Below are 14,824 nucleotides of genomic sequence, written 5' to 3' on the forward strand. Positions count from 1 at the left end.
GGGGGAGACAAGCTGCTGCAAGCGGCTGGTCTCCCCGTTTTTCGCATATTTGTCACAGTTCGCGTAGCTATGGACGAGGATAACCGCTATAATGGGATTTGGTGAACGAAAAAAGCGGATTGATTTTGGTGTAGAGAAAGGTGACAACTATGAAAAACGGCAGGTTCTTTCGCACGCTGATTATGGCAACGGCCATCGGCATGTTTCTTGTCCTGCTTGGCGGAATCACGGTGACGAAGACCGGTTCCGGTATGGGCTGCGGCGATGATTGGCCTTTGTGCAACGGCAAATTCTTACCTGCGTATACCTTAACCTCGATAATTGAATACAGCCACCGGATGGTAAGCGGGATCGTCGGCATTCTGGTTTTGGCTTCCACGATCGCCGTATGGCGAAGAATGAAGCAGCGGAAGGATGCCAAGCTTTATGCAGCTACGGCGCTATTTTTCACGATTCTGCAGGCTCTTCTGGGCGCCGCGGCGGTGAAGTGGGAGCAATCCTCACTGGTTATGGCCCTTCATTTTGGCTTTTCCCTCATTGCTTTTGCCGGCACGCTGCTGCTCGCCATCACGGTGGTTCGCATGGATCGGCCGGCACACCCTGATGGCTGGGGAGAGGCATTGGATGCCGGCTTTCGCGTAAGTACAAGGTTCCGCAACGGTGTTTGGTTCAGTTTGGTTTATTGTTATGTCGTGGTTTATCTGGGCGCTTTTGTCCGCCACACAGAGTCGATGGCTGGTTGTGAAGGCTGGCCGCTCTGCAGCGGCGAGGTGATTCCGCAGGATTGGAGCGGCGGGACTGGCATTGCCTTCATTCATCGGGTAGCGGCACTGTTGCTTTTCGTGCTCATTGCCTGGATTGGGCATATCGGGTATAGACGGTACGGGGAGGTTCGTCCGGTTCGAGCGGCAAGCTTGGCTGCTGCGATATTGATCGCGCTGCAAGTCACGACAGGCGGGGTGGTCGCACTGTCCCTTCACCATGATCAGATTTATTTCTTTGCCAGCATGCTGCATACGATAGTTGTAGCAGGGTTGTTCGGTGTGCTCTGCTACCTGAGCATCTTGGTAGGGCGATTGGGGAGCAGGACATAGACGGGTTATCCTTTATACACAATTAGTGCTAGACAGCAAAGCTCAGCCATCCTCTTGGTCCCGAGGATGTATATTTTCACGACGGGCTGTCAATGATGACGAGATCGAATGCAGATTGTCCGTTCATAAGCAGCGGCCGCAAGCGAGGGAGGAATCACGATGCTGCGTCAATTGTTTGACGAACAAACCAGGCGGGACGGCGAAGATGCCGTTTTTCAGAATATCTTGCAGGCTATCGACCGGTTTTGTCAAACTGTCCGGAACCAGCAGCAATTGCATGAGAGGTTTTATCGTCTGGAGCTGTTTGCCTCAAGCTTCGCTTCCGTATTGGATGAGTTGGAGCAAAGCCGGTACGCTGCGGCGAAATTTGGGCAGCGGGTGCGCAAGCAATATGAGTCGGAGATGACGGACGAGGAACTGCAGGACTACAAGCTGTTTCTGTACTTTTATAAGAATGCGTTTATCCGGGTGTTTTCCGCATTAGACAAGCTCGGCTACTTTTTGAACGAGATGTTTGAGGTGCACACGGAGAAGGTCAAGCCCAAGTTCTCATATTTTACGGTGCTGCGGCAGATGCATCAGCGCAAGATCCACCCTGACTTGGAGGAGCAGCTTTACAAGCTGAAGGAGCGTTATCGCGAGCCCATGCAGCGCTTGCGGGAGAAGCGAAATACAGAAATACACTATTTGAATGTAGAGATATTGAACGATCTGGCCGCACTCAGACGGCAATTCGCGGATTCCATGCGGGTCGAGAATATTGCAGCCAATATGGCCGATCTCGATGCCGCTTACGATATGGTCGTGCAATCCATGCAGGCTGTATTCGTGCATGCGGTTCGCTCCGTGCGTAAGGGATAAACATGACTCCAAAAAAAAGCTGCCCATGATTGGAGTAAATCCAACCGGGACAGCTTTTTCTTGATTTAGAATACTTGCTGCACTTCCACAACGCCTTCAACCTCTTCGGTCAAGGCACGTTCGATACCGGCTTTCAAGGTGATCGTGGAGCTTGGGCAGCTGCCGCAAGCGCCGACCAGCTTCAGCTTTACGATACCGTCCTCCACGTCGACCAATTCGCAGTCGCCGCCGTCCCGTTGGAGGAAGGGACGAAGTTTATCCAGCACTTCCATAACCTCATCATACATATTGCGATCCGTTTGTGTACTCATCTTTGCCTCAACTCCTTCCTTTAGAATCATTATAACAAAATGAAAGCAATTTTGCATCAGGCATTATGAGTAGTATGCGTGAGAGTGCGGCGCAATATCCGCATTGCATCGGGGTGTTAAGCCAATTGGCTGACGGATTCCAGTGCTGTATACATAACGCGAAGCTGATGTCTTGTGTGTAAGAGCGACTTGAACTGAAACGCAGAACATATTATGATGGTACAGGCGGCGGTGACATAGGCGCGTAGCCAGCATGGCTTGCCGTTTTCATTGGGGAAGCAGGTGAATGCAGTGAGACCGATTATCGAGTTTTGCGTTAATAATATGCATCATGGAACGGATAAGGTTCTGCAAGAGCTGGAGGACAATCCGGAATATGATGTGATCGAATACGGCTGCCTGGGCAATTGCGGCGAATGCTTTACGCTCCCATATGCGTATGTGAACGGAGAGATTGTAGCGGGCGAAACGCCGGAGAAATTAATGGAAGCGATTCAGATTGCCATCCGCGATTATCAGCAAATGTTCGAGGATGAAACGTGAGAGAAGCGGCTTTCTCTGCATACCAAGGCTTGAAGAGCGCTTCATGCAGGTTATCCAACACACGGGCTCTCTCTGTTGGCCTAAGCACGGCTTCAACGGTCATACATGACCGATTAAGCGGATCACATATGGAACAGCAAAGAAGCCTCCCTAGTGGAGGCTTCTTTGCTGTTAGATTGTATGAGTTGCGCATGGCGCTACCTGTTCGACTTATCCAAAATGCTGTTTGGACATCCAGAGCACCCCGCTTTTGAGCACTCGCGGAACTCGTCCCATCATGATCATGCGCTTGCCCATCAAGCCGAATCCGGCCTTCTTGCCTAGCGAGCCGAGGATGCCCTTCAGCTTGATCTGCCCCAGCTCCGGTGTCTCCCCTTTCCAAAGAGCCTGCATGACCTCTGCAACTTGCTTGCCCTGCGCTTCAGCCAGTTGGGCAGAAGGGGAGAACGGAAGGCTGGCGCAATCGCCCACAACGTACACATTCGGATAGGCGGGAAGCTGGTGGTAGACGTTGATTTCCAGCCGTCCTTGCGCGTCCTTGGGCAGATCAAGCAGCTGTACAGGCCGGGCTGGCTGAATACCTGCCGTCCAGACAGTAAGATCTGTGTAGACAGCTTCATTACCGTTGTACAGCACCCCTTGCTCCACGCGCGTAATGTTGGCATGTGCCAGCATCTCCACTTGGTGCGCTTGAAACCAGTCGCGAACATATTCCTGCAGCTTGTCCGGGAATGCGGACAGGATGCTTGCCCCCCGGTCGAGAATGCGCACATTCAGATCCGGCCTCGCTTCTCTCAGCTCCGAAGCGAGCTCAACACCGCTCAAGCCTCCGCCGACGATAGACACCTGTCCATAAGGCTTCACATCACTGATTCGGCAGAACGTTTCCCGCGTGGAGGAGAAGCTCTGTATACTGTGTGTGTATGGCTCGGCACCGGGTATGTTATGGTACTTGTCGGTACAGCCTAGTGCGATGACCAGCTGTTCGTATCCAATGGCCTGATCCTCCAGATGAACCTTGCGATTTTCCAGGTCGATCTCGGTGATCACGCCATAGACCATGCGAACCCGAGGGTCCTGCGGGAATGGAACGCGGACGTCAACATCGGCGACAGTCCCTGAAGCGACTGCATAGTATTCGGTTTTCAATCCTTGAAAGGGCATCCGATCCACAAGAATAATCTCGTGGTCGGCAGGCAAGTCTTGCTCCAGCAGCTGGTGTACGACGGATACGCCGCCATATCCGCCGCCCAGTATGACAATTGCTTTCATCTCCAGCACCTATCCTTTGCGGGTTCGCTCTCTCTTTATTCGTAGACGTTTATTTCATTATAGAAGGTGTCGCGCTCAACAGCGATGCGTCCGGCGCCTTGAATCAGCCAGACCAGCTCGTCGCGGGTCAGTCCTTCCTGGCTCAACGCGCCTGCTGCGTGGCTAATCCGTTCTTTGATCATCGTGCCGTGCACGTCGGAAGCGCCGAATGTCAGGGCCAGCTGCGTCAACTGGGTTCCGATATTAATAAAGTATGCTTTGATGTGCTGGAAGTTATCAAGCATCAGCCGGCTGATCGCGATGGTGCGCAAATCTTCAAAGGCCGTCGTTCTCCGCTTGATTCCTGCATGGACAGACTTGGGCTGGACAGCCAGCGGAATGAAGACCATAAAGCCGTTCGTCTCATCCTGAAGCTCTCGCAGCTGAATCATATGCTGAAGGCGTTCCTCCAATGTCTCGATGGAGCCGTACAGCATGGTGGCATGCGTGCGCAAGCCTAGTTGATGCGCCGTGCGGTGGACATCGAGCCACTGTTCTGTTGTAGCCTTGTTCACGCTCATTTTTTTGCGATAGCGCTCGGACAGGATCTCGGCACCGCCGCCCGTCAATGTACCGAGACCGGCGTCCATCAACCGCTGAAGCACCTCCTTATAGGACAGGCCGCTGATGCGCGAGAAAAATTCGATTTCCGCTGCGGTGTACGATTTGATCGTCACTTCGGGAAAACGCTGCTTTAATGCGCGAATGCTGTTCACATAATAATCAAAGGGGACTTCGGGATTGTGACCGCCCGTAATGTGGAATTCTCGTACCCCTGGATGATAATGCTGTTCCGCAAATGCGATGACCTCTTCGGGAGAATGGGTATACGCGCCTTCCTCGCCAGGATTGCGTTTAAACGCGCAAAAAGCGCATGTTGCCTCACATACGTTGGTAAAATACAAGGTCATGTTTTCGATAAAGTATGTCTTTCGCCCGTTCTTGCGCAAATTTGCCTCGTTGGCCAGCTGGCCGAGTGTCAGCAGGTCTTCTGTCTGATACAGATACAGGCCGTCTTCCAGGCTCAGCCGCTGACCGCTTCGAACCTTCTCTGCGATCGTCTGCATCTGCTTGTCCGATTGATTCAATACGATGCTCATAAGTCCTTTCCTCCCGCTGGATAATAGTAAGGTGGGAATACGAGTTCTCAAACAGTCATTTACCAGAATGTTCCTGCCGCTACGGCGACAGGACATATCGTGTACTCTCGATAACCATTCTATTATTATAAACTTTAGCAGTAGCCGGAGCAATATGGCATTTGAAGGGGAAGCGCTGGCATGCAGCGCAGCAGTTAGCTTGCATGCGTGTCGTTTGGCGCTTGAGCGTCAGCGATTTTGCTTGTATACTGAATATATACCGTAAGGCAAGGAGGGACTTTCGATGATTAAAATTAGCGAGAACGCGGCAGAGAAGCTTCAGGAAATGCTGGCACAGCAGGAGGCAGACAATTTGTTCCTGCGTGTAGGCGTGAAAGAGGGCGGCTGCAGCGGATTTTCATATGGCATGGGGTTTGATGATCAGAAAGCCGAAACCGACAAGGAGATGGAGCTTGGCGGCATGAGGGTTGTCGTAGATGAGGAAAGCGCCAAGTACTTGTACGGCGTGGAAATCGATTATAAGGAATCTGACATGGGCGGAGGGTTCACCATCGATAACCCGAACGCAATCGCAACTTGCGGCTGCGGAAGTTCCTTTCGCACGAAGGATGCAGCGGGCAAGCCGGAAGAATGCTGATTCATTAAACCGCGATTTTACAAGTTCCTCCTGAACGGTGTTGGGGAAACACAATTCAGGAGGACTTCGTTTCTGTGGGGAAAAAATTTGGCGACTCGGTTGCTGCCTGCTATATGCCATGTGTAGGACCATTGCCCTTGTCACTTGGCCAAACTTTGAGTACAATCAAATGAACGAAATGTATGCACGACAACAGACCGTCTTTTCATGGATGAAGAAGGAGTGGGTCTAAAGCGCTTTCGTTTGTACTATGACCCATGACTTGACACACAGGGGGGAACAAGATGAAATATGTGATTTGTCAATCGGTAAGTGTAACCGACATGAGCAACGAAGTGTTGCAGGAGAAAGTATTTCATCACGGGGAATTGGAGACGGCGAGCGTATCCATCGGCTGTTCGGTTATCACGAGTGCGTTGGGTCTGAAGGAATTTGAAGTAGTCTATGATCTGCGATATAACGAGAAGCAACGATGCAAAATTGTGGACATTGAGTACGACATGGCGGAGAAGCCGGTGGTAGCTAGAGCTTATCTGGAGCCGGTACGGCTGATTGTTGGACAGCATGATGTAGGACAAGTGTAGGCCTGCGCCGACTATTTCGAATAAGCGTGTATGGAAAGGCGGAAACGATTCCGTCTTTTTTTGTTGATAAACAAAATGTTTCACTCTCATAATTTTTTTTGATGAATAGAGGTTGTTCAGCATGTGTATAAGTTTATGCACAAAATCAACAGCGCAAACAGACAGTTTTTTACACTTGTCAACAACTTGTGCACAGGATATCCACATGGTGCTGTGGATAACGAACGCTTGTTCTGAGTCGCGGAGGATGGTAAGATAATGGTATTAAATTAAGAAGTCGCGGGTGATAGAAATGCGGTTGCTGAGTAATGAAATATTGATGGATACGTACAACAAGGCGGTAGAAATGCAATTGGAACGAGAGTTTATCAACATGTTGCTGATGGAGATTCACCGCCGCGATCTCAAGGTCCCTAATCGGCGCCAGGGCGCTTAACTTCTACTGCCAGTCGGACGTTTCTGCAACAGAAACCAGACAGGCGTTGCCGCACTGCGGACAATAGGCTTGATGGACGCAGCGATGCAGCTCCGCATCCTGTGGAATGCCGTTTGTCAGCCTAAGATCATCAATAGGCCTATAAGGTGCATACGGTCCGAACTGGTCTTGGTAGCGGCCGTGATCGTCAAGAGCTGCTGCGCATTGCTGGCAGCGATTGCTCCAACGTTTCATTCCGTTGCACACTGGACATATCATAAACAAAGGGCATCCCTCCGGATAACTGGTCCGGTATAGGATGCCCTTCTTTTCTTGCTATCATTATAATTTCATGTTTGAACTGTGCCCTGGGGATAACTTGGCTTCAGGGTCAATATAGACCTTGGCATTGTTGACAGCAGTCGGCGCTTCCCCGAATCCTACGGCAATCAGTTTGATTTTCCCCGGATAAGTGGTGATGTCGCCTGCTGCGAATATTCCCGGTACGGACGTTTCCATCCGTGTGTCCACAATAATGGAACCCTTATCAATTTCAAAGCCCCATTCCGCAATCGGTCCCAAGGAAGAGATGAACCCGAAATTGACAATGACGGCGTCGACATCGATCTCAAGGGTTTCCTTGTTTTTCACATTCGTCAAGGTTACCTTTTCAATTCGATCCTCGCCATGCAAGGCAGTGATTTCTGTTGGAGTGATGATCTCCACCTTGGATTTCTCCAACTGTTCCACGCTGTGCTCATGCGCGCGGAATTTGTCGCGGCGGTGAACGAGTGTCACCTTCTCGGCAATCGGCTCCAGCATTAATGCCCAATCGACAGCAGAATCGCCGCCGCCGGAGATCAAGACTTTCTGGCCTTTGAACATGCTCAGATCATTTACGAAATAATGCAGGTTTTTCTGCTCATAACGGGGGGCTTCGGGGAGATCAAGCTTGCGCGGTTCAAATGCGCCGACACCTGCGGCAATGATGATGGAGCGGGAATAATGGGTTGCTTTGTTGGTGGTGATTTCAAACAAACGCTCTTCCTTTTTCTCTACTCTCGTGACCATTTCCTCCAGGCAGACTTGCGTAGGAAAAAGGCTAAGCTGCTTGACGAGGCTGTCCACCAATTCCTGCGCACGTACCTTGGGGAACCCGGCCACGTCGTAAATGTACTTTTCCGGATACAAAGCTGCCAGCTGACCGCCTAATTGCGGCATGCTCTCAATGATCTTCGCCGATGCTTGTCTCATTCCGGCGTAGAAGGCTGCGAATATTCCGGCTGGACCACCGCCAATTATGGCGATATCCACGATCTCTTCGTGATGCTGCGACACTGTTCGACACCTCCGAATCGTTTTCAATCCGTTACTCATTATATCTGTTCGCCAACAGGATGAAAACAAAATTTTCATGCGAAAAAATGAAAGAATGGTGAATGTTTGGAATAAGACTTGACATCGTCATGACATGTACTTAGTATGTAGGATTTTTCATAATTTATCATGTCGAGACTTGCACTTTTAATGGGAACATTATATCATGTCAGGAGGAGAAAACTTGGCCGACGAAAGCACGGGTCTGCCCGGTTATAGAGAGATGGATTCGGCTGGATTTGTGTATATTTTCACAAATCGACTACCATACACGGATAGGAAGGGATAAGCATGAGCCGCATACCGAGAATCGTGATTCTGGGGGCAGGTTACGGTGGTGTTGTTACTGCCATTCGCCTGCAGAAGGAACTGAATTATAACGAAGCTGACGTAACGCTTGTCAACAAACACGATTATCATTATATAACGACGCATCTGCATATGCCAGCAGCAGGAACGGACGATCCCAAAAATGCTCGTGTGAATATCCTGAAGCTGATTGACGAATTCAAGATTGATTTCATCAAAGCGACCGTTCAAGAAATACGACCGCAGGAGAAGAAGGTTATTTTGGACGAAGGGACGCTTTCCTACGATTATCTGGTGATCGGTCTGGGCGGCGAGCCGGAAACATTCGGCATCCCGGGCATGCTGGAGCATGCCATGTCCATCCGAAGCATTAACAGCGTTAATTTCATACGGGAGCATATTGAATACCAGTTCGCCAAGTACAAGCGTGAGCCGCATCGCAAGGAACTGCTGAATTTCGTCGTGGGCGGCGCAGGCTTTACCGGAATCGAATTTGTCGGCGAATTGGCGAATCGCATCCCTGAGCTCTGCAAGGAATTCAATGTCGATCCGGCTGAGGTCAACATCTATAATGTGGAGGCAGCTCCCACGATCTTGCCGGGCTTTGATGCGGAGCTGGTAGACTATGCGCGCCAGCTGTTGGAGGACAAGGGCGTACAATTCAGAATCGGCGTGGCGATCAAGGAATGCACCGAAGAGGGCGTCGTGTTGGCCAGTGGCGAAGAAATTCCTTCGGCAACGGTCGTATGGACCGGCGGAATTCGCGGCAATCGCTTGATTGAGGAAGCGGGATTTGAAACGATGCGCGGACGCGTGAAGGTAGACGAATATTTGCGTGCTCCCGGCCATGATGATGTCTTTATTATAGGAGACGGTTCGATCTTCATGAATCCGGAAGGCCGCCCTTATCCGCCTACTGCGCAAATTGCCATGCAGCAGGGGGCTGCTACGGCATCCAATCTTGTTGCTTCGATTCGCAATTCGCAGTTGAAGCCGTTCAAGCCTTCCATTAAAGGAACGGTGGCCTCACTGGGGCGAGGAGAAGCGATTGGCGTAGTAGGCAAGTACAAAATGCGCGGCTTCGTTGCGGCGATGATGAAAAAAATTATCGATATGCGTTATCTTTATATCATTGGCGGTATTCCGCTGGTTCTTCGCAAAACCAAATTATAGCACTGCGAAGGAGGAGCATCCATGCGGCACTGCAGCGTACAGGTGCGCGGTTTGTTAACTCGGGAAGAGTTGGATCGCTATAACGCCATGATGGAGGTCGGCGGCTTCCTGGAGAGTCAGAATCGCCATGACTTGGCTTACTTGGTGCAGCAGGAAGTAGATCGTCTCGTCCAGCCTGCCATTGAACGGCTGAAAGAAAAGAGCAGGGAAAGGGACAGGATGACAGAAGCTTACCTGGAATCAAAACAACGGGCCGAGCGCCAAGAAGAAGAGTAAGAAGAAGAGCTGTTCCAAGTCGTGAGGACTAGAGGAACAGCTCTTTTGTGCATTACAAGGAAAGCATGCGTTTCCATTTCTCTTCCGTCAGCAGATTGCCCACGAAAAATTCACCGAATTCGCCGAAGCGTGCGCTGACCTCATCAAAGCGCATCTCATACACGAGCTTCTTGAATTGAAGCGGATCGTCCGCAAACAACGTTACGCCCCATTCCCAGTCGTCAAAGCCGACGGAACCGGTAATGATTTGCTTCACCTTGCCCGCATATTGGCGGCCGATCATGCCGTGGCTGCGCATCATTCCCCGACGCTCCTCCATGCTGAGCATGTACCAGTTGTCGCTGCCTTCCCTGCGCTTGTTCATGGGATAGAAGCATATATGCTTGGCTTCAGGAAGCTGGGGCTTCAACCGGGCAACGATTTCCGGATTCTCCATCGGATCGCCGCCTGACTGCCCCATGTAGTTGCTTAACTCCACGACGGATACATACGAGTAGGCAGGATACGTAAAAGAAGAAAAGGAAGTTTTGTTGAACGCCGTCTCCAGCTCGTTCAATTCTTCCAATGTTTCCCTTAGGTGCATAATGACAAAATCCGCCTTCTGTCCGACAACGCTGTAGATCGCTGTGCTGCCCTGCTTCTCTGCTTCTGTTGCTTTCCAGCCGCGAATGGCGGCTTGCAGCTCCGCCTCTGCTGCCCGCCTTTCCTCGGCCGAGCTTGATCGCCAAGCGCTCCAGTCTATCGAACGGAAATCATGCAGTGCGTACCAGCCATCCAGAGTTTGCGCCGCTTCACTCATGGGTTTCATTCACTCCTTCTCTTATGCTTGTCCTCTTATTGTAGCCGAAAGTAGTAGACCGGAGCAAACCCGCCAGAAGGACAAGCGTTGTTTTTCGTCGAACAGTGCGCTACTATAGGAAGGAACGATGTTAGGGAGGGAATCCAATTGGGTGTCGAACTGATTCAGCTGCCCATCTTGCTGCTGATTTTCTTTGTGCTGTTATTCGGAATCGGATTTATCTTGAACATGCTGCTGAAAACCACTTATTTGCCCATGTACTTATACGTGGTTGTGCTGCTCCCGGTCGTTGTCTATTTGCAATGGGACAGCAGCCTGACACTGACAGGCAACCTGCTCGGCTATCACTTCACAGATTACTTGACCGCGCTGGCCGGTCTGATTGGCGCATGGCTTGGCGGCAAGACCATTCAAACGCTGCGCACCAAAGGTTATAAAATGTTCTGACCATAAAATCGACGCGGTTCGGGGATACTAGGCCCAAAATGTCAAAGGAGGCGTATGGGATGCCTATGTTATCCGTAAACGGCGTCGATTTGCATGTGCATCAACAAGGCCGGGATCATGAGCCGGCCATCGTATTCATCCATCCCCCGCTGCTTACTTCGGAAAATTTTAATTATCAGATGGCCTCGTTGTCCGACGAATTTCACACGATTGCCTTCGATTTGCGCGGGCATGGCTTTAGCGGAAGCAGCGACCAGACGTTCAGCTATGCACTGTTGGCAGAGGATATCAGGCAGCTGCTGGACAAGCTTGATATCGAGAAGGCGTATTTGTGCGGCTATTCGACAGGAACAACGGTCGCGATCGAAGCGATGCTGGCCAACCCTGATCGGTATTATGGCGGCATCTTGATTAGCGGGATGGCCGAGGTGGATGATTGGATCAACAAGTCGCGCATTCGCCTTGCGGCCTTGCTCTCCAATCAGCTGACGCGCGGCCTGCTGGCGAGAGCGATTGCATATGGAAACAGCGATATGGCCATCACGTACAGCAATTTGCTCAAGGGGGCGCGGCAAACAGACACGCGTACGGTGCGGGAGTACTACCGAACGAGCTTGATTCACAAGAACATCAGCCGAGCTGCCCAACTGGAGCTGCCCCAGCTGCTCGTCTACGGAGAGAAGGACAAGTGTTTTCGCAACTACGCGCACCAGCTGCATCAGACGCTGCCGGACAGTCATCTGTTCTTCATTAAAAATGTGTCGCATCAACTGCCTACAAAGGCGCCTCGCAAGTTGAATTCGCTCATTCGCCATTGGATTCGGCTTTGTCAGGAGGACTGGCAGGACCAGCGCCCCTTGCGGAGAGCGGATATCGCGAATGAAATGGGCGACCAGCTTTTTGAACGGGTGCTTCGCGAGCAGGAGGAGCAATTTTTGTAGGGACGAACCCTTGCCAATATGGTAGAATGAAGGTAAAGTTTTTTTGCCGAATGGTGTTGAACGATGAAACTAACGAATGGACTTGATTTTACAGAGCATCACCGATTTGTCGTCTTTCGCGATTTTTCGATTGGCGCCATGGATGAAACCGTCCTGCAACTGTTGTATCAGCCCATGATCGGTTCCGGCGCAGTCAGCTTTTACCGTCTGCTGCACAGGCAACTGCCCGCCGACCGCGTGGGCTATTCGCATTGGGAGGTGCAGCGGAAGCTGTTCCTGCTCATGCACGTAGATCCGAGCGATAAGGGAAGGCGACAGATGGCAGACGGAGCCTCCCGTTTGGAAGCGGTCGGCTTGCTTCAGACGAAGCGGCTGTATATCGCGGAGCGGGATGAATTCGTCTATCTCTACCTTCTCCTGCCGCCGCTGCAGCCTTATGAATTTTTCCGCAACCAGCATTTGACGCTGCTGCTGCAAGACAAGGTTGGCAAGCAGATGCTGCTGGCCATTCAAAGCGAGCTGTGCGTGGACGGGCCGCCAGAACTGGCGGGCCTGCAGCTGGAAGAGGCGGAGGATGTGTCTGTTCCGTTCTATGAATGGTTTGAATTGAACCTGCAAGCGGAGGAGCCGGATTTGGCGCCTCCGCCTCCAGCACCCGGCAAACGGGAGGCCGACGCGTTCTCCCAAGGGGAATACCGCTTTGCGGATATTATTATGCGGTTTCCGCGCGATTCCGCTAACCGTCCCTTTGTCGAACGACTGGAGCACAGGTCCGAGGAATTGACGGCCGTTAATTTTATTGCCAGAAAGTATAAGCTGTCGTTGCCGGATACTTGCCGGCTGCTGGACGAAGAGGGGATCTTCTCTTCATCGGGAGAATTGCAAGTTGAAGCGATGCAGGCCAAGGCTTACGGTTATTTCCGGCAAACCGTCAAGCGTGCCCAGGAGCGGGAAAGAGTGATTCAGCGCATCGAGGAACGGCGGGAACCGCAGATTGCGGCAGCTCCGGAAAAGGATGTGGATGAGGCTTTCTATCTGGAGGTTCCGGAAATGCTGCGCGACCACTGCAGCATCAGCCAGTACAATCATATGCTGCGCAACTCGCCGCATACCGAGGTATTGGAGCGTTTCTTCCCTGGGGCCGTGCCCGGTCACGTATTGAACATATTCGATATGGTCGATCGCAATTACAAGCTGCAGGAAGAAGTCATCAATGTCCTGATTCATTATTTGAAGACCGAACAACTTTCTTGGAACAAGCCGTTTATCGATTCGATTGCGGCGGACTGGCTGGGCAAGCAAATCGATTCGTACGAGAAAGCCGTCACGTATTTGCGCAGCCGGCAAAGCGCGGGAGAGAGCAAGCCGGAAGCGGCAGGCGCCAGATCTTCCGGATCGCGCAAGCGATTCGGCGGCAGCGCTCAGCAGAAGCCCAAGATTCCGACCATTCAGCATGAACCCGGGAAAGGGCCGGAGGTGTCGGACGAGGAGCTGGAACGTATCCTGGAAAAGGTGCGACAACGGAGAAACAAGTCGTAATTTGATCCGCATTCGTCTTGTCTGGGGAAGGAGGGAGCAACCTTGGAATCATTATCCGATGTGTTGAAATCATTGCCGGTTGGAGAAATGCTGAAGCAGTCGGCCAGCCAGAGGCAGACATTGCTGAATGACCCGCTGGTGAAAAAATGGCGCATTCGCTACCCGGAATTGCAGGACCACCATTTCGCCCTTTATTTGAATCGCTTGTATCAGTATGTGAAGGAATACCGGAATTGTTCATCCTGCCCCGGCCTTGAGGCCTGCCCCAATGATATGCAGGGCCATTACACGAGGCTTGAGGTGGAGCCTCTGCAAGGGGAGCCGCAGATCATCGACCGGAAGGTGTCCTGCAAGAAATGGGTCAGCAAGCAGCAGGAAGATGAGATGCGCAAGCGTATTCGCAGCTTCTATATGGATGAAGGGGCGCTTGTCCGCGGGTACCAGATCGAGGAGATCATGAAGATAGACCGCAAAAGGATCAAAGCTGTGGAGCATATTGAGGACTATTTGCACGAGACGAAGACAAACGGCTTGCAGACACGCGGTCTGTATCTGGCCGGAGCGCTCGGCACAGGCAAGACATTTCTGATGTGCTACCTGCTTCACGAGCTGGCCGCTTGCGGTTACAGCGGCATCATCGTGTACATGCCGGATTTCATCGAGGACGTCAAGTCGATGATCCAGGAGCCCGCCAAGCTCAAGGAGACCATTGAATTGCTCAAGGAGACAGATTTGCTCGTCTTTGACGATATCGGTGCCGAGCAGCTGACGCCTTGGGTTCGGGACCATGTCGTTGCAACGATCCTGAATTATCGGATGAATCGCAAGCCGACCTTCTATACTTCCAATTATGATCTGAACGCGATGGAGAAGCACTTCAGCTTCACGAACAAGGATGGGGAGGAAGAGCATAAAGGCCAGCGCTTGATGGACCGGATACGCCACTTTGTCGATGTGGTCACAGTGGAAGGCTACAATAAGCGGGCAGGCATGCCGACGACTGGATAATGAACATATCTGGATACAGCTGGAGAAGCAACGGGCGTTCCTCCTCATATGGAAGACGACAAAAGAGGCTGCCCCTGCCGCGCATACAGCGCGGTGGGA

At 51.7% G+C, this 14,824-nt stretch carries 18 protein-coding genes; 12 read left to right on the top strand and 6 right to left on the bottom strand.

The window, feature by feature from the left end:
* Window positions 1-149 precede the first annotated feature (149 nt).
* Both XYCOK13_RS06310 and XYCOK13_RS06315 read left to right on the top strand, forming a co-directional pair.
* Window positions 150-1,094, top strand: a complete 945-nt coding sequence (locus XYCOK13_RS06310) for a COX15/CtaA family protein (RefSeq protein WP_244865033.1) — start codon at window positions 150-152, stop codon at window positions 1,092-1,094.
* Window positions 1,095-1,253: 159 nt separating this feature from the next.
* Window positions 1,254-1,955, top strand: a complete 702-nt coding sequence (locus XYCOK13_RS06315; protein WP_213411030.1) for a Cthe_2314 family HEPN domain-containing protein — start codon at window positions 1,254-1,256, stop codon at window positions 1,953-1,955.
* Window positions 1,956-2,020: 65 nt separating this feature from the next.
* Here XYCOK13_RS06315 and XYCOK13_RS06320 read toward each other — a convergent pair whose 3' ends face one another.
* Window positions 2,021-2,266 (bottom strand): NifU family protein, encoded by a 246-nt coding sequence (locus XYCOK13_RS06320; protein ID WP_213411031.1) that lies wholly within the window; start codon window positions 2,264-2,266, stop codon window positions 2,021-2,023.
* A 291-nt stretch (window positions 2,267-2,557) separates the two neighbouring features.
* Between XYCOK13_RS06320 and XYCOK13_RS06325 the strand changes: the two genes are divergently transcribed.
* Window positions 2,558-2,809, top strand: coding sequence for a YuzB family protein (locus XYCOK13_RS06325; protein ID WP_213411032.1), 252 nt, complete (start codon window positions 2,558-2,560; stop codon window positions 2,807-2,809).
* Between the two features lie 210 nt (window positions 2,810-3,019).
* On the opposite strand, the gene XYCOK13_RS06330 is transcribed toward XYCOK13_RS06325, so the two are convergent.
* Both XYCOK13_RS06330 and mqnE read right to left on the bottom strand, forming a co-directional pair.
* Window positions 3,020-4,081, bottom strand: a complete 1,062-nt coding sequence (locus XYCOK13_RS06330; protein WP_213411033.1) for an NAD(P)/FAD-dependent oxidoreductase — start codon at window positions 4,079-4,081, stop codon at window positions 3,020-3,022.
* Window positions 4,082-4,116: 35 nt separating this feature from the next.
* Window positions 4,117-5,220: an aminofutalosine synthase MqnE gene (mqnE, locus tag XYCOK13_RS06335; protein WP_213411034.1), complete on the bottom strand. Its 1,104-nt coding sequence runs from the start codon at window positions 5,218-5,220 to the stop codon at window positions 4,117-4,119.
* 283 nt (window positions 5,221-5,503) lie between these two features.
* Between mqnE and XYCOK13_RS06340 the strand changes: the two genes are divergently transcribed.
* The 3 genes from XYCOK13_RS06340 (at window position 5,504) to sda (ending at window position 6,877) form a co-directional block, all read left to right on the top strand.
* A complete protein-coding gene (locus tag XYCOK13_RS06340; protein ID WP_213411035.1) occupies window positions 5,504-5,857 on the top strand; it encodes a HesB/IscA family protein in 354 nt (117 codons plus the stop codon).
* A gap of 284 nt (window positions 5,858-6,141) precedes the next feature.
* Window positions 6,142-6,441: a hypothetical protein gene (locus XYCOK13_RS06345; RefSeq protein ID WP_213411036.1), complete on the top strand. Its 300-nt coding sequence runs from the start codon at window positions 6,142-6,144 to the stop codon at window positions 6,439-6,441.
* Between the two features lie 292 nt (window positions 6,442-6,733).
* Entirely contained in the window at window positions 6,734-6,877 is a 144-nt protein-coding gene (sda, locus tag XYCOK13_RS06350; protein ID WP_213411037.1) for a sporulation histidine kinase inhibitor Sda, read from the top strand.
* Between the two features lie 3 nt (window positions 6,878-6,880).
* Here the strand turns inward: sda and XYCOK13_RS06355 are convergent, their stop codons facing one another.
* Window positions 6,881-7,111: a hypothetical protein gene (locus XYCOK13_RS06355; protein WP_213411038.1), complete on the bottom strand. Its 231-nt coding sequence runs from the start codon at window positions 7,109-7,111 to the stop codon at window positions 6,881-6,883.
* Window positions 7,112-7,198: 87 nt separating this feature from the next.
* A complete protein-coding gene (locus XYCOK13_RS06360; RefSeq protein WP_244865034.1) occupies window positions 7,199-8,194 on the bottom strand; it encodes an NAD(P)/FAD-dependent oxidoreductase in 996 nt (331 codons plus the stop codon).
* Window positions 8,195-8,524: 330 nt separating this feature from the next.
* Here XYCOK13_RS06360 and XYCOK13_RS06365 point away from each other — a divergent pair, with 330 nt between their 5' ends.
* Both XYCOK13_RS06365 and XYCOK13_RS06370 read left to right on the top strand, forming a co-directional pair.
* The gene (locus XYCOK13_RS06365; RefSeq protein WP_213411040.1) at window positions 8,525-9,715 is read left to right on the top strand and encodes an NAD(P)/FAD-dependent oxidoreductase; all 1,191 of its coding nucleotides are present in this window, start codon (window positions 8,525-8,527) and stop codon (window positions 9,713-9,715) included.
* A gap of 21 nt (window positions 9,716-9,736) precedes the next feature.
* A complete protein-coding gene (locus XYCOK13_RS06370; protein ID WP_213411041.1) occupies window positions 9,737-9,991 on the top strand; it encodes a hypothetical protein in 255 nt (84 codons plus the stop codon).
* A 52-nt stretch (window positions 9,992-10,043) separates the two neighbouring features.
* Here the strand turns inward: XYCOK13_RS06370 and hemQ are convergent, their stop codons facing one another.
* Window positions 10,044-10,790 (bottom strand): hydrogen peroxide-dependent heme synthase, encoded by a 747-nt coding sequence (hemQ, locus tag XYCOK13_RS06375; RefSeq protein WP_213411148.1) that lies wholly within the window; start codon window positions 10,788-10,790, stop codon window positions 10,044-10,046.
* A gap of 147 nt (window positions 10,791-10,937) precedes the next feature.
* On the opposite strand from hemQ, the gene XYCOK13_RS06380 reads away from it, so the two are divergent.
* The 4 genes from XYCOK13_RS06380 to dnaI all read left to right on the top strand — a co-directional run bounded on the left by XYCOK13_RS06380 (window position 10,938) and on the right by dnaI (window position 14,725).
* Complete coding sequence (locus XYCOK13_RS06380; RefSeq protein WP_244865035.1) at window positions 10,938-11,237, top strand: YuiB family protein; 300 nt, start codon at window positions 10,938-10,940, stop codon at window positions 11,235-11,237.
* A gap of 59 nt (window positions 11,238-11,296) precedes the next feature.
* The gene (locus tag XYCOK13_RS06385) at window positions 11,297-12,178 is read left to right on the top strand and encodes an alpha/beta fold hydrolase (RefSeq protein WP_213411042.1); all 882 of its coding nucleotides are present in this window, start codon (window positions 11,297-11,299) and stop codon (window positions 12,176-12,178) included.
* Window positions 12,179-12,241: 63 nt separating this feature from the next.
* Entirely contained in the window at window positions 12,242-13,717 is a 1,476-nt protein-coding gene (locus tag XYCOK13_RS06390; RefSeq protein ID WP_213411043.1) for a DnaD domain protein, read from the top strand.
* 42 nt (window positions 13,718-13,759) lie between these two features.
* Window positions 13,760-14,725, top strand: a complete 966-nt coding sequence (gene dnaI, locus XYCOK13_RS06395) for a primosomal protein DnaI (protein ID WP_213411044.1) — start codon at window positions 13,760-13,762, stop codon at window positions 14,723-14,725.
* Window positions 14,726-14,824 lie beyond the last annotated feature (99 nt).

The sequence above is a fragment of the Xylanibacillus composti genome (genome assembly GCF_018403685.1).
In the GTDB taxonomy this organism is placed as follows: domain Bacteria; phylum Bacillota; class Bacilli; order Paenibacillales; family K13; genus Xylanibacillus; species Xylanibacillus composti.